The following is a 16,076-nucleotide window of genomic DNA, read 5'->3' as shown; positions in this document are numbered from 1 at the left end:
ATATGACGATAAGGCATCCCGCCGCACCCCCGCCACGCGGGGCTCACATAACAGGGGACAGGGTGAGCACCGCGTTGTCGATGAGGCGGGTGGTGCCCACCTTCGCGGCGACCGCGAGGATCGCCTCGCCCCGGTGGTCCTCGGCCACGGCGGTGAACGTCGCCGGGTCGACCAGGCTCAGGTAGTCCAGCAGCAGCGGCGGGTCGGCGCGGGCGGCCTCGTCCAGCACCGCGTGCGCGGCGTGCAGGATGTCCTTGGGCCGGGTGTGCCGGGTGCCCTCGCGCAGCGCCCGCGACAGCGCCAGGGCCGTGGCCCGGTCGGCCGGCGACAGGTAGCGGTTGCGGCTGGACAGGGCCAGCCCGTCCGGCTCCCGCACGGTGGGAGCCCCGACGACCTCGACCGGGACGTTCAGATCGGCCACCATCCGGCGGATCATCGCCAGTTGCTGGGCGTCCTTCTGCCCGAAGACGGCCACGTCCGGCCGCACGAGGTTGAAGAGCTTGAGCACGACGGTGAGCACGCCGTCGAAGTGGCCCGGCCGGAAGGCGCCCTCGACGATCGTGCCCATCTGCCCCGCGGAGACGCCGACCTGGCGGTCGGGAAGGTAGATCTCGTCGGCCGCCGGGGCGAACACCAGGCCGGCGCCCTCGGCGGCGCACACCTCGAGGTCGGCGTCGAACGTGCGCGGGTAGCGCGAGAAGTCCTCGTGCGGGCCGAACTGCAACGGGTTGACGAAGACGCTGACCGCCACGTGGTCGGCGCGCTCGCGGGCCAGGCGGATCAGCGAGCGGTGCCCCTCGTGCAGCGCCCCCATGGTCGGGACCAGCGCCAGCGTGCCCGCCCCGCCCGCGCGCCGGCCCGGCGCTCCGTCCAGGCCCAGGGCGGCCCGCGCGGCGAGCAGTTCTGAGCGGTCGGCGACGACGATCACGTCCATGTGTTGCCTCCCAGGGCGTCGAGCAGGCGTTCGGCCGTCTCGGGCTTGAGCAGGCCGGCGGCCAGCGCCCGGTCGGCGGTGAGCCGGGCGAGGGCCACGTAGGCGTCCGCCGCCTCCGGCGCGGCGAGGATGAGCGCGTCCACGTGTTTGCGCACCGTGCCGGCGTCGCCGCGCACCACCGGACCGGTCAGGCCGGCCAGGCCCAAGCGCAGCGCGTTGTCCAGGGCGGCCCCGAGCAGCGGGCCGAGCATGCGGCCCGGGTGCTCGACGCCGATCTTCTTCAGCAGTTCCTGCGACTCGGCGATCAGGGTGACCATGTGGTTGGCCGCCCCCGCGAGCGCCGCGTGGTACAGCGGGCGGTCCTCGTCGGCGATCCAGACCGGCTCGCCGCCCATCTCGATCACCAGGGCCTCGGCCACCGGGCGGAACGGGTCGGGGGCGGTGACGCCGAACGAGCAGCCGGTGAGGCGCCGCAGATCGTCGTCCCTGCCGGTGAAGGTCATCACCGGGTGCAGCGCGAACGGCAGCGCGCCGGCGGCCGTCGCGGGATTGAGCACGCCCAGGCCGTACGCGCCGCTGGTGTGCACGAGCATCTTGCCCCGCAGGTCCACCCCGGCGGCGGCCAGGCCCGCGACCAGGTCGGGCAGGGCGTCGTCGGGCACGGTGAGCAGCACCAGGTCGGCGGCGCCGATGACCTCCTCCGGCCCGGAGATGTCCACGCCGAGGCGGTCCAGAGCCCTGCGGCGCGAGGCGTCGGAGACCCCGGCGGCCGCGACGACGCCGTGCCCCGCCTGGGCGAGCGCCGCGCCGAGGACGGACCCCACTCGCCCGGCGCCGAGCACTCCGACCGCGAGGCGCCCGGGGCGGTCGCTTGTCTCCATCACTTTCCCGTTCAGCTTCGACGGATCAGACCAGCAGCCAGCGTAACGGTCGGCTCGCACCGGGCGCCCGACCGGCTCTACCGGCGCGTGTCCACAGCCTGTCATCGGGAGCGTCATGGGGCGGCGGCGCGGTTGGTAACGTCCGGTGTCGTGTGGGTCACGTGGCGGCAGGCCATGCAGCAGGCGCTCTACGGCGACGACGGGTTCTACATCCGCGAGCGGCCCTCGGGTCATTTCCGCACGTCGGTCGCCGCCTCTCCCGCGTTCGCGCGGGCGGTGCTGCGCCTGCTCGACACCGTCGACCAGGCCGTGGGCCATCCCCGCGAGCTCGACCTGGTGGACGTCGGCTCCGGCGACGGCGCCCTGGTGGCCCAGGTCCTCGACATCGCCGCCCCCGAGCTGGCCGAGCGGCTGCGGGTCACGGCCGTCGAGCTGTCGCCGCCGCCCGGCGATCTCGACAAGCGCGTCACCTGGGCCTGCTCCCCGCCCCCGGACGTCACCGGCCTGGTGATCGCCAACGAGTGGCTCGACAACGTCCCGCTGGAGGTCGCCGAGCAGACGCCCGAGGGGCCCCGCCTGGTGCTGGTCGATCCCGAGACCGGCGAAGAGCGGCTCGGCGGGCCGCCGGAGGAGGCCGACGCCCGGTGGCTTGCGCGGTGGTGGCCGCTGCGCCGCGCCGGGATGCGCGCCGAGATCGGCCGCCCGCGGGACGAGGCGTGGGCGTCGGTCGTCGGGCGGCTCACCCGGGGCCTGGCGGTGGCCGCCGATTATGCACACCCTGTGGATAACCGGCCGCCGTACGGCACCCTGATGGGGTACCGCGACGGGGCCTGTGTGCCCGCCATACCCGACGGGTCCTGCGATATCACCGCACACGTGGCGTTGGACGCCTGCGCGGCGGCGGGCGAGCGGGCCGGGGCGATATCCACAACCTTGACCACACAACGACAGGCGTTGCGCGATCTCGGGGTCAGCGGCGCACGCCCCGCGCTGACGCTGGCGACCACCGACCCGGCGGGTTACCTCCGCGCGCTCGCCCGCGCCTCCGAGGAGGCCGAGCTGATCGACCCCGCCGGACTCGGCGGCTTCGGCTGGCTCGCCCAGTGGAGACGCTGACGGCGCCCCCGCGCCGGCTCGGCCGGTGGACACCACGCCGGCATCCCCGGGTGCTCAGCCGATGGAGACGTTCAGGGCCTCGAGGCCACGGATGACGTAGTTCGGCTTCCAGACCGGCTCCTCGACCAGCTCGATCTTCGGGGCCGCCTTCAGCAGCGCGCCGAACGACTCGGCCAGCTCCACCCGCGCCAGCGGGGCGCCCAGGCAGAAGTGGATGCCCGCCCCGAACGAGATGTGCGGGTTGTCCCGGCGGCCGATGTCGAGCCGCCCCGGGTCGGCGAAGACCTCGGGGTCGTGGTTGGCCGAGCCGAACAGCAGGGCCACCTCGACGCCCTTCGGGATGTCCACCCCGCCGATGGTGACGTCCTCCAGCACCCAGCGCTCGAACAGCTGCAGCGGGGTGTCGTAGCGCATCAGCTCCTCGATCGCGGTGGGCAGCAGCGAGAGATCGTCCCGCAGCCGCTCCAGCTCGCCGGGATTGCGCAGCAGCGCCCACCAGCCGTTTCCCGTGACGTTCACGGTGGCCTCGTGCCCCGCGTTGAGCAGCAGGACGCACGTGCCGACGAGCTCGTCCTCGGTGAGCCGATCACCCTCGTCCACCACCTGCGCGAGCGCGCTGATCAGGTCGTCGCCCGGACGGGCTCGGCGCTCGGCGGCCAGCGCGCGCAGATAGGCGGCGAACTCCGACGCCGCGCGCACCGCCGTGTGCTGCGCCTCGACCGACGGCGCGAGCTCGTACATGCCGCACATGCCGGCCGACCACGGGCGCAGCAGGTGCCGGTCGGCCTCGGGGACGCCGAGCATCTCGGCGATCACCGTCACCGGCAGCGGCTCGGCCACCTCGGCGATCAGGTCGCCGCCCCCGCGCTCGACGAAGCCGTCCACCAGCTCCCCGGCGACGCGGCGCACCCTCGGGCGCAGCTCCTCGACCATGCGCGGCGTGAACGCCTTGGAGACCAGCCGGCGCAGCCGGGTGTGCACCGGCGGCTCGACGTCCAGCATCCCGCCGCGGGTCACCCGCCAGAACGGCTCCTGGAAGTCCGGCTCCGGCCGCCTGCCGAACTCCTCGTGCGAGGCGACGTGCAGGTACGAACGGCCGAGCCTGCGGTCGCGCAGCGCCGCGTTGACGTCCTGGTGCCGGGCCACGAGCCACTGGCCGGTCGGCTCGAAGAAGCTGACCGGCCGGCTGTCGCGGAGCTCCCCGTAGGCGTCGTAGGGATGGGCGACGAAGGCCGGATTCCACGGGTCGAAGCGCACGACGTCATGGTAATCGGGATATCCCACCACGTCTCACCTGCCCATCCAGGGATGAGCATCGCCACCGGCCAAGGGAGTGGCCGGCGCACCGCGCGGAACAGCCCTCGAGCCGCACGGAGCGCCGCCGGGGTCAGCGGGCTTCGGCGGGCGGCGCCGGGGCGGCGTCGGGCGCGCCGGTCTCCCCGTAGCGCTCGTGCAGCTCCACCGGCCGCTGGGCGCCCGCCTTCTTGCGCGCACGGATGTTGAGCAGCTCGACCACCAGCGAGAACGCCATCGCGAAGTAGATGTAGCCCTTGGAGATGTGCTGATCGAAGCCCTCGGCGATCAGCACGACCCCGATGAGCAGCAGGAACGACAGCGCCAGCATCTTGATGCTCGGGTACTTCTCCACGAACGCGCTGATCGTGCCGGACGCGAACAGCATGATCACCACCGACACGACCACCGCGGCGACCATGACGCCGATCTCGTCGACCATGCCCACGGCCGTGATCACCGAGTCCAGCGAGAAGACCACGTCCAGCAGCATGATCTGGATGATCACCGAGGTGAACGAGGCCGCCACCCGGCCGCCGGAGTGGCCCGAGGCGCCCTCCAGGCTGTCGCCGATCTCGAAGGCGCTCTTGCCGAGCAGGAACAGCCCGCCCAGGATCAGGATCAGATCGCGCCCGGATATGTCGTGCCCGAACACCGCGAACAGCGGCTCGGTCAGCCGCACGACCCACGACAGCGCGAGCAGCAGCGCCAGCCGGCTCACCATCGCCAGCCCCAGGCCGACCTTGCGGGCCAGGTCACGGCGCTCCGGCGGCAGCTTCCCCGCCAGGATGGAGATGAAGATGATGTTGTCGATGCCCAGGACGATCTCCAGGGCGACGAGGGTCAGGAACCCGATCCATATCTCCGGATTGAGCAGCCAGTCCATCGCGCCTCCTCGGGCCGGGCGTCGGTCACGTCACGGCCCCCGTCCCGGGGAGCCCGTCCCCTGTCAACGCGCGAGGGACGGTCAAAGTTCGCGATTCGTGAAACGTGTCACCCCTGCCTCATGAGGTTGCGGACAGGCGGGGGAGCCGGGTTATAGTCCCGGTAGGTCATGAGTGCCAGCGTCAAGCCCCGGCTCGCTGGCCGGCAACCCTCGCGCTCGCGGCGGGGTGCCCCGGGTGAGGACCAGGTCCGGCACGAGGTGTGCCGGGCAAGCGCGGGCTCCGTCACACCAACGCCGTGACCGGGTCCCATGACCTTAGGAGGCCGGCGTTGACCGCTCTCACCATCCTGCAGAGCTCCTCCCCCGCCGTTCACGGCACCACCCCGCCGCCCCCCGGCACCTCCCCGCTGCCCTCCGGTACTTTCTCGCCGACCTCCGGTACTTTCTCGTCGGCCGCCGGTACTTTCTCGCCGGCCGCCGGTGCCTTTTCGCCGGTCCCCGGCACGTCATCCCTGGTCCCCGGGGCGAGCGCGCGTCCGGACGCGCCCGCCGTGCTCGGCGCCGACCTGGAGGTGCCGGTCAAGGGCGGGCGCCTGCTGCCGTACGCCAACCTGGACTACGCGGCCAGCGCGCCGTGTCTGGCGCCGGTGAGCGCCGCCGTCGCCGCCGCGCTTCCGGCCTACTCCAGCGTGCACCGGGGCGCCGGGTACGCCTCCCAGCTGACCACCGCCCGCTACGAGCAGGCCCGCCACACGGTGCGCGCCTTCGTCGGCGCCCGCCCCGGGGACGCCGTGGTGTTCACCCGCAACACCACGGACGCGTCGAACCTGCTGGCCCGCTGCCTGCCCGGCGGCACCACCGTCGTGGTCTTCGAAACCGAGCACCACGCCTCGCTGCTCCCCTGGCCCGACGCCGTGCGGCTCGCGCCGCCCGCCTTCGCCGGCGAGGCGGTGCGCGCGGCCGACGAGGCCCTCGCGGCCATCGACGGGCCCGCGCTGCTGGTGGTCACCGCGGCCTCCAACGTCACCGGCGAGCTGTGGCCGATCGCGGCGCTCGCGCACATCGCCCACCGGCACGGCGCGCGCATCCTGGTGGACGCCGCCCAGCTCGTCCCGCACCGCCGGCTCAACCTGACCGCGCTCGACCTTGACTACGTGAGCTTCTCCGGGCACAAGCTGTACGCGCCCTTCGGCGCCGGCGCCCTGGTGGGACGGGCCGACTGGCTCGCCGAGGCCGAACCGTACCTGCGGGGCGGCGGCGCCTCCAAGGCCGTCACCGGAGGCGCGGGCCAGGGCGCGCCGCTGTCCACCGAGTGGAGCGCCGACCCCGAGCAGCGGCACGAGGCCGGCACGCCGAACGTCCTGGGCGCCATCGCGCTGGCCGCCGCCTGCGACGCGCTGTCGGCCACCGGCTGGACGCCCCTGGTCAAGCAGGAGGAACGCCTTCTCACGCTGCTGCGCGACGGCATCGCCGCCATCGACGGCGTCCACGAGCTGTCGCTGTGGGGGCCCGGCCACCCGCGCGTCGGCATCGTCTCCTTCGTCGTGGACGGCTGGACGGCGCGCGAGGTCGCCGAGGCGTTGTCCGCCGAGTACGGCATCGGCGTGCGCGACGGGAAGTTCTGCGCCCACCCCTTCGTCCGGCACCTGCTGGACGCCGTGGGCCGCTCCGCCGACGGTGACTGCGCGGACGGCACCACCGGCGCCGTCCGGGCGTCCATCGGCATCGGCACGACCGAGGAGCACGTGCTCCGCCTGGTCGCCGCCCTCTCAGATCTTGTCTCCCGCCGCTGACGTGACAGCATGGGGTTCATGACCGAACCTCGCGGAACCCGCGGAGGTCCCGGAGCCGGCGGCGCCGCCACGGGCGTCGAGCGGGTCGTCGCGGTCGGGACCGGCGCCAAGGAGCTCGCCACCGAGGACATGATCCTCAACATCGGGCCCCAGCACCCCTCGACCCACGGCGTCCTGCGCCTGCGGCTGACCGTGGACGGCGAGCGCATCGCCTCCGCCGAGCCGATCATCGGATACATGCACCGGGGCGCCGAGAAGCTCTTCGAGGTGCGCGACTACCGGCAGATCATCGTGCTGGCCAACCGGCACGACTGGCTCTCGGCGTTCGCCAACGAGCTCGGCGTGGTGCTCGCGGTCGAGCGCATGCTGGGCATGGAGGTCCCGGTGCGGGCGGTGTGGGCCCGCACGCTGCTCGCCGAGCTGAACCGCGTGCTCAACCACCTGATGTTCCTCGGCTCCTATCCGCTGGAGCTCGGCGCGATCACGCCGGTGTTCTACGCCTTCCGCGAGCGCGAGACGTTGCAGGCGGTCATGGAGGAGATCTCCGGCGGGCGCATGCACTACATGTTCAACCGGGTCGGCGGCCTGAAGGAGGATCTGCCGTACGGCTGGCTGGACCGCGTGAGGCGGGCGGTCGCCGAGGTGCGCGGGCGGCTGCCCGACATCGAGCGCCTCATCCACGGCAACGAGATCTTCATCGCGCGCACGCGCGGCGTCGGGGTGCTCGACCGCGAGACGATCATGCAGTACGGCGTCAGCGGCCCGATCGCGCGCGCGTCGGGCGTCGACCTCGACCTGCGCCGCGACGAGCCGTACCTGGCCTACGGCGAGCTGCCGGTCAAGGTCGTCACCCGCACGGCCGGCGACTGCCACGCCCGGTTCGAGGTGCTGCTCGACCAGGTGAAGGCCTCGCTCGACCTGGCCGACGCCTGTGTGGAGCGGCTGCGCTCGCTGCCGCCGGGCCCGGTCAACCAGCGGCTGCCCAAGGTGCTCAAGGTGCCCGAGGGGCACACCTACGCCTGGACCGAGAACCCCCTCGGCCTCAACGGCTACTACCTGGTCTCGCGGGGCGAGAAGACCCCGTGGCGGCTCAAGCTGCGCAGCGCGTCCTACAACAACGTCCAGGTGCTCAGGGAGATGCTGCCCGGGCAACTGATCGCCGACATGGTGGCCATCCTCGGCTCGATGTTCTTCGTCGTCGGCGACATCGACAAGTAGAAATCACGGCGCTGACCTGCGCGTTCGACGCGGGTTTCCGGCCGGGTGGTTTAACGGGCCTCCCTCTGCGCAGAAGGAGGGTGCGTTAAGGGACAGGGATTCAGGGGTGGCTCCGTGCGAGGCGGGGCCCGGCCGCAGGCCGGGCCCCGCCTCGTGCGTCCGGCCCCGCCTCGTGCGTCCGGCACGGTCGCGGGCGTCCGGATCCGTTCGGGACGGAGGGCGCCGCTTCGCAGCGGGCGTCCTGATCAGGCTCGGGTGTCCTCGCCGGGCTGCTTCGGCACCTTGCAGCAGTGCTCCAGGTACAGGGCCGCGCAGATGAGGATCACGCAGGCGAGCAGCGAGCCGCCCGCCAGGAAGAAGTCGCGCCGCGGCGTGTCCTGGTCCAGCATCTGCAGGACGTGGAGGACGACCCCGGCGAACATGCCGGCGAAGGCGGCCCCGACATAGGCCGACGCCTTGGCCAGGGCCGCCAGCCGGGCCACCGCGAGCGGCTCCACCGGCTTGGTGTCGGGCTTTCGCTCGATGCGCGCCCGGGTCATCCACCCGCTGTAGGCCTCGCCGACCGCGAGCAGCAGCACGGTGGGGATCGCCGTCCACGGGACGGTCGGCAGGTCGGAGTAGACCTTCTGCAGCAGAGCCCACGTCACGACCGCGAAAGCGACCAGCAGCAGGACGAGCACGCCGGGACGGCTCGGTTTCACACGATCCTCCTCGTTCGCCGGCGGCGGACCGGTCTCGGCCCCGCCGGTCGGTCCGCCGTCATCGCCGGCCGGCCCGCAACCGGGACACGACCCTGCCCACAACAACCCCGCACCATGGGGAAAACGTTCCGGCGCGCCCTGGCGGTGTCGCCACCGAGCCCAGGCGGACGCCCGCCCACCCTGTGAGAGGCGCGTGCACCACGCTCAGTCGGGCGGCTGGAGCGCCAGATCGGGGCGGAGCCGGACGCCCTTCTGGTCGAGGTCGGCGAGCAGGCCGGCGACCGACCCCCGGCCCGGGAGCACCGCCCCGGGGTCGGCCTGCGACCACGGGACGAGCACGAACGCGCGCTCGTGCGCCAGAGGGTGCGGAAGCGTGAGCTCGGGATCGTCCGACAGCAGCTCACCCACCATGATCAGATCGACGTCGAGGGTGCGCGGCCCCCATGGCTCGGTGCGCACCCGGCCGAACGCGGTCTCCACGCCGAGCGCGCGCTCGAGGATGGCACGGGGCCCGAGCGTCATGGTGCTCCCGATCACGACCGCGTTCAGATAGGGCCGCTGATCGGGCGGGCCGCCGACCGGGTCGGTCTCGTACACCGGGGACACCGCCACGAAGTCGAGCCCGGGCGCGTCGAACAGCGCGTCCACGGCGCCTTGCAGCGTCTCGAAACGGCGGCCGATGTTGCTGCCGAGCGCCAGAACGACCTTCATTACCGCCTCCTCCTGACTGTCACCACCACGTCGTCGAACGGAACGGGGATGGGCGCGGCGGGCTTGTGCACCTTGACCTCGGCCTCCTCGACCAGCTCGGCGGCCAGGCAGGCGTCCGCCAGGCGATGCGCCAGCGTCTCGATGAGGTTGACCGGCTCACCCTCGACGATGGCGGCCAGCCGCAGCGCCAGCTCGCCGTAGTCGACCGTCTTGGTCAGGTCGTCGCCGGCGGCGGCCGGGGCCGTGTCGAGGTGGAGCGTGACGTCCACCACGAACTCCTGGCCCAGCTCGCGCTCGGCGGGCAGGCACCCGTGCCTGCCACGTGCCCGCAGGCCGACCAGGCTCACGCTGTCCATGGTGCTCATCCCCCTGACCGATCGCCCATCACTATCCCCGCCACCCGGCCGCGGAACCGGCCCCGCGCGCGCCCGCCCGTGCACGACGGGACCCACGGGCGGAGGAACCCGGCAGAGCATGACGACACCCGCGCGCCGCGGAGCCCACCCGGACGCTCTGCCCGCGGCCCGCAGGCCCCCGCGGGGCCGCGAGGAGGGGGGAGGGCCGCGGGAAGGTCACTCGTCGCTCTCTTCTTCGTCGTCGTCGCCGTCGGCCTGCAGGACCGGGGACCCGTGGTGGAACCACAGCCGCCAGCCGCCGGTGGTGCGGACGAAGGTGTTGGTCGCCACCACCCGGCCCGCCGCGAAGGTGGCGTCCTCGGTGTCGGCGGCGGTCAGGATGTTCTCGGCGCAGGTCAACACCGCCACATCGCCGATCACCGTCGTGCGCACGTCGGTCAGCACGAACTGGATGTAGGGGGTGTTGGCCATGATGAGCGCCCACGAGCGCAGCACCTCGGCGCGCCCGGTGAGCATGGGCCAGCCCGGATGGACGCACATCGCCACCCGGCCCTCGCCGTCCTCGGCCCAGATCTCGGTCATGCGGTCGAGGTCGCCGCCCTCGATGGCGGTGTAGAACGCCTCGTTGAGCTTCTCGATCTCAGCGTGGGTCGTGCTCATCGAACCCCCTCCGCGCCCCGCCAGGCCGCCGCGACGCGGACGGCGTCGGCGTTGGGCCGCACCTGGTGGACCCGGACGCACCAGGCGCCGGCGTGGGCCGCCAGCGCCGTGACGGCGAGCGTGGCGTCGTCTGACCGGTCGAACGGCCTCGGCGTGCCGTCGGGACCGGCGAGCAGGCGGCCGAGGAACCGTTTGCGCGAGGCGCCGATGATGACCGGGTATCCGAGCTCGCCGAGCCTGCCGACGGCGGCGAGCAGCGGCCAGTTGTGCTCGGCCCGCTTGGCGAAGCCGAGCCCGGGATCGACGACGATCTGCCGCTCGTCGACGCCCTCGGCCAGCACGGAGTCGACGCGCTTGCGAAGCTCTTCGGTGACCTCGGTCACCACGTCGGAGTAGACGGCCCTGGCCTCCATCTCGTGGCTGTGGCCGCGCCAGTGCATCACGACGTAGGGCACCCCGGCGGCGGCGACCACGCGGGGCATCGCCGGGTCGGCCAGGCCGCCGCTGACGTCGTTGACCAGGGCGGCCCCGGCCCGCACGGCCGCCTCGGCGACCTCGGCGCGCATGGTGTCGACGCTGACCGTCACCCCGTGCTCGGCGAGCGTGCGGATGACGGGCTCGACCCGGCGCAGCTCCTCGGCCAGGGGGACGCGCGCGGCGCCGGGGCGGGTGGACTCGCCGCCCACGTCGACGATGTCGGCGCCCTGCTCGACCAGGTCGAGGCCGTGTCGCACCGCGACGTCGGGATCGAACCACTCGCCGCCGTCGGAGAAGGAGTCAGGGGTGACGTTGACCACGCCCATGACCAGACAGCGCCCCTCGTGGGGCAACCCCGGCACCCTCCATGCGGTCATGGCGTCAAGCCTAGGTGCTCCCCGATGACGATCTGTGCCATGGGTCCGGCTTGTGGATAACGAATCGACCCGACACGGACCCGCCCGGGATGTCCCCATCGTCACCTGCGCGCCGGGCGACGGCGCCAAGGGGCGGACAGCGACCCCAAGTGCCCCGCCTCGCCTGACGCGCCCGACCGGCCCGGCTGGCGTCACGCGGAAGCCTGGGTGGGCCGGAGGAAGGGATCAGTGACGGCCGAGGATGAGGGCCATGGCCTCGGCGCGGGTCTTGTCGCTCTCGCGGAAGTCGCCCCGCACCGCCGAGGTGATGGTCTTGGCGCCCGGCTTGCGCACGCCGCGCATCGTCATGCACAGGTGCTCGGCCTCGATCACGACGATGACGCCGCGCGGCGCGAGCACGCCCATCAGCGCGTCGGCGATCTGCGAGGTCATGCGCTCTTGCACCTGAGGGCGCCGGGCGTAGACGTCGACGAGCCTGGCGAGCTTGGACAGACCGGTGATCTGCCCCTTCTCGTTCGGGATGTAGCCGACGTGGGCGACCCCGTGGAAGGGCACCAGGTGATGCTCGCAGGTGGAGAAGACCTCGATGTCCTTGACCAGGACCATCTCGTCGTGGTCGGCGTCGAAGACGGTGGTCAGGACCTCTTCGGGACTCTGCCCCAGCCCGGCGAACTGCTCGGCGTACGCGCGGGCGACCCGGGCCGGGGTGTCGAGCAGGCCGTCTCGGTCCGGATCTTCACCGATCGCGAGCAGGATCTCGCGAACGGCCTTCTCGATCCGGTCCGAGTCGACCTTGAGCGGCTTCACGGACACCCGTCAGGCCTCGTCCTGGGGCGCCGGGTGGTGGTCGTTGGTCAGGCCCGTGCCCGGGACGGCCGGGGAGCCGGCCGGGAGCGCGGCCCCGTTGCCGTTGCCCGCGATCTCCTTGGGCGTCAGGATGGGCGGGCGGTCGGAGGGGAGCCGCTTGCCGTAACCGGAGTAGGACGGCCGCTTCTCGCGCACGACCACGGAGGCGAAGATCTGCAGCACCTGCTCGCGGGAGAGGGTCTCCTTCTCCATGAGCTCGAGCACCAGGTTGTCCAGCACGTCGCGGTACTGGACGAGGATCTCCCACGCCTGGTCGTGCCCGGCCTCGATGAGGCGCCGGACCTCCTCGTCGATCGTGGAGGCGATCTTCTCGGAGTAGTCGCGCTCGTGGCCCATGTCGCGGCCGAGGAAGACCTCGCTGTTGCCGGTGCCGAACTTGCGGGCGCCGAGGTGCTCGCTCATGCCGTACTCGGTGACCATGCGCCGGGCGATGGAGGTGGCCTTCTCGATGTCGTTGGCCGCGCCGGTCGTCGGCTCGTGGAAGACGAGCTCCTCGGCCGTGCGCCCGCCGAGCAGCATGGCGAGCTGGTCGAGCATCTCGGACCGGGTGGCGAGGAACTTGTCCTCCATGGGGAGGGTCATCGTGTAGCCCAGCGCCCGGCCCCGGGACAGGATGGTGATCTTGTGCACCGGGTCGGAGTTCGGCAGGGCGTGCGCCACCAGGGCGTGGCCGCCCTCGTGGTAGGCGATGATCTTCTTCTCCTGGTCGGACATGACCCGGCTCTTGCGCTCGGGACCCGCCATCACGCGGTCGATGGACTCCTCGAGGGTGTTCATCGTGATGAGCTTCTGGTCCTGGCGGGCGGTCAGCAGCGCCGCCTCGTTGATCACGTTGGCCAGGTCGGCGCCGGTGAACCCGGGCGTGCGCCGCGCGATGACGTCGAGGTCGACGTCCTGCGCGAACGGCTTGCCGCGCCCGTGGACCCGCAGGATGCCCTTGCGGCCCTCGAGGTCGGGACGGTCGATGACGACCTGGCGGTCGAACCGGCCGGGACGCAGCAGGGCCGGGTCGAGGATGTCGGGCCGGTTGGTGGCCGCGATGAGGATCACGCCGCCCTTGACGTCGAAGCCGTCCATCTCGACGAGGAGCTGGTTGAGGGTCTGCTCGCGCTCGTCGTGGCCGCCGCCGAGGCCCGCGCCGCGGTGCCGGCCGACGGCGTCGATCTCGTCGATGAAGATGATCGCGGGGGCGTTGGCCTTGGCCTGCTCGAACAGGTCACGGACCCGGGAGGCGCCGACGCCGACGAACATCTCGACGAAGTCGGAGCCGGAGATGGAGTAGAACGGCACGCCCGCCTCGCCCGCGACGGCGCGGGCCAGCAGGGTCTTGCCGGTGCCGGGCGGGCCGTAGAGCAGCACGCCCTTGGGGATCTTGGCGCCGATCGCCTGGAACTTGGCCGGGGCCTGCAGGAACTCCTTGATCTCCTGGAGCTCCTCGATGGCCTCGTCCGCGCCGGCGACGTCGGCGAAGGTGGTCTTGGGGGTGTCCTTGGTGATGAGCTTGGCCCGGGACTTCCCGAAGTTCATCACCCGGGAACCGCCGCCCTGCATCTGGTTCATGATGAACAGGAAGATCAGGACGATGATGACGATCGGCAGGAAGCTGATCAGCAGGCCGACGAGGAAGTTCTCGGTCGGCACCGTGATCTTGTAGCCGTTCGGCAGCTTCTTGGCGTCGACCTGGGCCTGGAGCTGCCGCTGCAGCTCGACGCCCTGACCCTGGACCCAGTACGCGTAGAAGCGGTCCTCTCCGTTGACCTTCTGGAGAGTCTTGATCTCTATGCGCTGGTCCTTGTCGACGATCACCGCGTTGTCGACATTGCCACTCTGGATCTGGCTGATGACGAACGAGGTGTCCTTCTGGGCATAGTTGCTGTTGCCGCTCCAGAATGTGGAGGCGAGCAGGAGCAGCACGACGATGCCCAGGATCCACAGCAGTGGCCCACGTGTAAATCGCTTGAGATCCATCCGATGCGGAACCCCTGCGGGCCCGTCCCTTCCTGAACACGGCCTGACGCCCCGGGCGAACCCGGGGTTAGCGGCATCCCGAACCGCTCCTGCAAATGACCACCCGGAGGCGATCACACCTCCGGAGACCTCCGAAGGTACACCGGGCCGCCGCGCAGGGTCACTGCTCCGGCGACACCGGCTTTGTCCTACCAACGTACGTCAGGCGGTCCCGTGTTCCCCACGGCGAGACCGATTGACGGTGTATTCCAGCACTTGGCGAGTTGGAACTTCGCTCAGGGCTTACTCGGCCCCGTAGACGTGGCGGGCGAGGGTGCCGATGAAGGGGAGATTGCGGAAGCGCTCGGCATAGTCCAGCCCATACCCGATCACGAATTCGTTGGGGATGTCGAAACCGACATATTTCACATCGATCGGCACCTTCACCGCGTCGGGCTTGCGGAGCAGGGTGCAGATCTCCACCGACGCCGGGTTGCGCGACTGCAGGTTGTGCACCAGCCACGACAGGGTCAGCCCCGAGTCGATGATGTCCTCCACCACCAGCACGTGCCGCCCGGCGATGTCGGTGTCGAGGTCCTTGAGGGTGCGGACCACGCCCGACGACTTGGTGCCCGCCCCGTACGACGAGACGGCCATCCAGTCCATCTGCACCTCGACGTGCAGGGCGCGCGCCAGATCGGCCATGATCATGACCGCACCCTTGAGCACCCCCACGATCAGCAGGTTCTTGCCCGCGTAGTCCGCGTCGATCTGTCCGGCGAGCTCCTTGATCTTCGCCTGAAGTTCTTCCTCGGGAATGAGGACCTTCTCCAGGTCCATGCCCATGTCGGCTGCGTCCACCTGCGGTTTTCCTTCATGTGAGGGTGCTGGCGAATATCAGGGTGCCATACCGCCGCACCACGCCCACCCCCCCGGGTAGCTCCACCATCCGCTGGCCCCGCCAGGCGGTGATCAGGCGGTCCACCTGCTCGATGTGCACGGCCGCCAGCGCCGAGCCCGCCGCGCCCGCCGCCAGGGCCGCCCGCTGGATCACCCGGCGGCGCACGGCGGCCGGCAGGCCGGCCAGCTCGGCGACGGCCAGCCCGGCGCCGGTGTCGCCGAGCCGCGCGCAGACCTCGTCGGCCCAGGCGTCCAGCGCGTCGGCGTCGTCCCTGCAGAGCCCTGCGGTGCGCGCCAGCGCCTCGGTGACGCCCGGCCCGAGCGCCCGTTCGAGCACCGGCAGCACGTCGTGGCGGACCCGGACCCGGGTGTAGGCGGGATCGGCGTTGTGCGGGTCCTCCCAGGGCACCAGGCCCAGCGCCTCGCACGCGGCACGGGTGGCGCGCCGGGCGACGCCGAGCAGCGGCCTGCGGTACAGCCCCGCGGCCGCCGGCATCCCCGCCAGCGACCGGGTGCCGCTTCCCCGCGCGAGCCGCAGCAGCACGGTCTCGGCCTGGTCCTCACGCGTGTGCCCCAGCAGCACGGCCGACGCGCCGAGCCGCTCCGCCGCCGACGACAGCGCCCCGTACCTGGCCTCCCGCGCGGCGGCCTCCGGGCCGCCCGCCGTGCCCACCGTCACCGTGAGCGCCTCGGCCGGCTCCAGCCCGAGCCCGGCCGCCAGGCGGGCGACCTCCTCGGCCCGCTCGCGGGAACCCTCCTGCAACCCGTGGTCGACCGTCAGCAGCCCGGCGCGCAGGCCCAGGCGCGGCGCGGCGAACCCCAGGCAGGCCGCGAGCGCCAGCGAGTCGGCGCCCCCGCTGCACGCCGCCAGCACCAGGGCTCCCCTCGGCAGGCCGGCCAGCGACAGGCGCAGCTCACGGCGGATCCGGGCGACGGCGGGATGAGGTCCCATGCGTCCT

Annotated in this window: 16 protein-coding genes and 1 riboswitch; of the genes, 3 read left to right on the top strand and 13 right to left on the bottom strand. The window is 72.1% G+C overall.

Annotation, left to right across the window (positions count from 1 at the left end):
- Positions 1-43: 43 nt before the first annotated feature.
- Both panC and ACFQSB_RS17580 read right to left on the bottom strand, forming a co-directional pair.
- Positions 44-934, bottom strand: coding sequence for a pantoate--beta-alanine ligase (gene panC / locus ACFQSB_RS17585; protein WP_380827626.1), 891 nt, complete (start codon positions 932-934; stop codon positions 44-46).
- The gene (locus ACFQSB_RS17580; RefSeq protein WP_354844320.1) at positions 925-1,815 is read right to left on the bottom strand and encodes a Rossmann-like and DUF2520 domain-containing protein; all 891 of its coding nucleotides are present in this window, start codon (positions 1,813-1,815) and stop codon (positions 925-927) included. Before ACFQSB_RS17580 ends, panC begins: the two co-directional genes overlap by 10 nt.
- 150 nt (positions 1,816-1,965) lie before the next feature.
- On the opposite strand from ACFQSB_RS17580, the gene ACFQSB_RS17575 reads away from it, so the two are divergent.
- Complete coding sequence (locus tag ACFQSB_RS17575) at positions 1,966-2,931, top strand: SAM-dependent methyltransferase (protein WP_380827624.1); 966 nt, start codon at positions 1,966-1,968, stop codon at positions 2,929-2,931.
- Between the two features lie 54 nt (positions 2,932-2,985).
- Here the strand turns inward: ACFQSB_RS17575 and ACFQSB_RS17570 are convergent, their stop codons facing one another.
- Together ACFQSB_RS17570 and ACFQSB_RS17565 are read right to left on the bottom strand one after the other, a co-directional pair.
- Complete coding sequence (locus ACFQSB_RS17570) at positions 2,986-4,215, bottom strand: cytochrome P450 (RefSeq protein ID WP_380827623.1); 1,230 nt, start codon at positions 4,213-4,215, stop codon at positions 2,986-2,988.
- Between the two features lie 103 nt (positions 4,216-4,318).
- Complete coding sequence (locus tag ACFQSB_RS17565) at positions 4,319-5,110, bottom strand: TerC family protein (protein ID WP_380827621.1); 792 nt, start codon at positions 5,108-5,110, stop codon at positions 4,319-4,321.
- Between the two features lie 164 nt (positions 5,111-5,274).
- Positions 5,275-5,390: riboswitch (SAM riboswitch) on the top strand.
- Between the two features lie 232 nt (positions 5,391-5,622).
- Here ACFQSB_RS17565 and ACFQSB_RS17560 point away from each other — a divergent pair.
- Entirely contained in the window at positions 5,623-6,903 is a 1,281-nt protein-coding gene (locus ACFQSB_RS17560; protein ID WP_354844634.1) for an aminotransferase class V-fold PLP-dependent enzyme, read from the top strand.
- Positions 6,904-6,921: 18 nt separating this feature from the next.
- A complete protein-coding gene (locus ACFQSB_RS17555; RefSeq protein WP_380827620.1) occupies positions 6,922-8,121 on the top strand; it encodes an NADH-quinone oxidoreductase subunit D in 1,200 nt (399 codons plus the stop codon).
- Between the two features lie 245 nt (positions 8,122-8,366).
- On the opposite strand, the gene ACFQSB_RS17550 is transcribed toward ACFQSB_RS17555, so the two are convergent.
- From ACFQSB_RS17550 to tilS, 9 genes are all read right to left on the bottom strand, one after another.
- Positions 8,367-8,822: a DUF3180 domain-containing protein gene (locus ACFQSB_RS17550; RefSeq protein ID WP_354844308.1), complete on the bottom strand. Its 456-nt coding sequence runs from the start codon at positions 8,820-8,822 to the stop codon at positions 8,367-8,369.
- A 204-nt stretch (positions 8,823-9,026) separates the two neighbouring features.
- Positions 9,027-9,533 (bottom strand): 2-amino-4-hydroxy-6-hydroxymethyldihydropteridine diphosphokinase, encoded by a 507-nt coding sequence (folK, locus tag ACFQSB_RS17545; protein ID WP_354844305.1) that lies wholly within the window; start codon positions 9,531-9,533, stop codon positions 9,027-9,029.
- Positions 9,533-9,889 (bottom strand): dihydroneopterin aldolase, encoded by a 357-nt coding sequence (folB, locus tag ACFQSB_RS17540; protein WP_354925488.1) that lies wholly within the window; start codon positions 9,887-9,889, stop codon positions 9,533-9,535. Before folB ends, folK begins: the two co-directional genes overlap by 1 nt.
- A gap of 216 nt (positions 9,890-10,105) precedes the next feature.
- The gene (locus ACFQSB_RS17535) at positions 10,106-10,549 is read right to left on the bottom strand and encodes a nuclear transport factor 2 family protein (RefSeq protein ID WP_354844300.1); all 444 of its coding nucleotides are present in this window, start codon (positions 10,547-10,549) and stop codon (positions 10,106-10,108) included.
- Positions 10,546-11,403, bottom strand: coding sequence for a dihydropteroate synthase (gene folP / locus ACFQSB_RS17530; RefSeq protein ID WP_354844297.1), 858 nt, complete (start codon positions 11,401-11,403; stop codon positions 10,546-10,548). The genes ACFQSB_RS17535 and folP overlap by 4 nt, the downstream gene beginning before the upstream one ends.
- Positions 11,404-11,628: 225 nt before the next feature.
- Positions 11,629-12,216, bottom strand: a complete 588-nt coding sequence (folE, locus tag ACFQSB_RS17525) for a GTP cyclohydrolase I FolE (protein ID WP_354844294.1) — start codon at positions 12,214-12,216, stop codon at positions 11,629-11,631.
- Between the two features lie 3 nt (positions 12,217-12,219).
- Complete coding sequence (ftsH, locus tag ACFQSB_RS17520; RefSeq protein ID WP_354925491.1) at positions 12,220-14,238, bottom strand: ATP-dependent zinc metalloprotease FtsH; 2,019 nt, start codon at positions 14,236-14,238, stop codon at positions 12,220-12,222.
- Between the two features lie 282 nt (positions 14,239-14,520).
- The gene (hpt, locus tag ACFQSB_RS17515) at positions 14,521-15,078 is read right to left on the bottom strand and encodes a hypoxanthine phosphoribosyltransferase (RefSeq protein ID WP_354844288.1); all 558 of its coding nucleotides are present in this window, start codon (positions 15,076-15,078) and stop codon (positions 14,521-14,523) included.
- 13 nt (positions 15,079-15,091) lie between these two features.
- Positions 15,092-16,069 carry a tRNA lysidine(34) synthetase TilS gene (gene tilS / locus ACFQSB_RS17510; protein WP_380827618.1) on the bottom strand — a complete coding sequence of 326 codons (978 nt, stop codon included), beginning with the start codon at positions 16,067-16,069 and terminating at the stop codon, positions 15,092-15,094.
- Positions 16,070-16,076: the final 7 nt, after the last annotated feature.

Origin of the sequence: Sphaerisporangium rhizosphaerae (assembly GCF_042665155.1) — a bacterium.
Classification (GTDB): domain Bacteria; phylum Actinomycetota; class Actinomycetes; order Streptosporangiales; family Streptosporangiaceae; genus Sphaerisporangium; species Sphaerisporangium rhizosphaerae.
Note: the sequence above shows the minus strand (reverse complement) of the source record. Positions and strands in the feature narration are given on the sequence as shown.

Bases quoted from the DNA above. Each gene is read 5' to 3' on its own strand.
- panC (WP_380827626.1), bottom strand. From the start codon at position 934: ATGGACGTGATCGTCGTCGCCGACCGCTCAGAACTGCTCGCCGCGCGG.
- ACFQSB_RS17580 (WP_354844320.1), bottom strand. From the start codon at position 1,815: ATGGAGACAAGCGACCGCCCCGGGCGCCTCGCGGTCGGAGTGCTCGGC.
- ACFQSB_RS17565 (WP_380827621.1), bottom strand. From the start codon at position 5,110: ATGGACTGGCTGCTCAATCCGGAGATATGGATCGGGTTCCTGACCCTC.
- ACFQSB_RS17555 (WP_380827620.1), top strand. From the start codon at position 6,922: ATGACCGAACCTCGCGGAACCCGCGGAGGTCCCGGAGCCGGCGGCGCC.
- folK (WP_354844305.1), bottom strand. From the start codon at position 9,533: ATGAAGGTCGTTCTGGCGCTCGGCAGCAACATCGGCCGCCGTTTCGAG.
- folB (WP_354925488.1), bottom strand. From the start codon at position 9,889: ATGGACAGCGTGAGCCTGGTCGGCCTGCGGGCACGTGGCAGGCACGGG.
- ACFQSB_RS17535 (WP_354844300.1), bottom strand. From the start codon at position 10,549: ATGAGCACGACCCACGCTGAGATCGAGAAGCTCAACGAGGCGTTCTAC.
- folP (WP_354844297.1), bottom strand. From the start codon at position 11,403: ATGACCGCATGGAGGGTGCCGGGGTTGCCCCACGAGGGGCGCTGTCTG.
- ftsH (WP_354925491.1), bottom strand. From the start codon at position 14,238: ATGGATCTCAAGCGATTTACACGTGGGCCACTGCTGTGGATCCTGGGC.
- tilS (WP_380827618.1), bottom strand. From the start codon at position 16,069: ATGGGACCTCATCCCGCCGTCGCCCGGATCCGCCGTGAGCTGCGCCTG.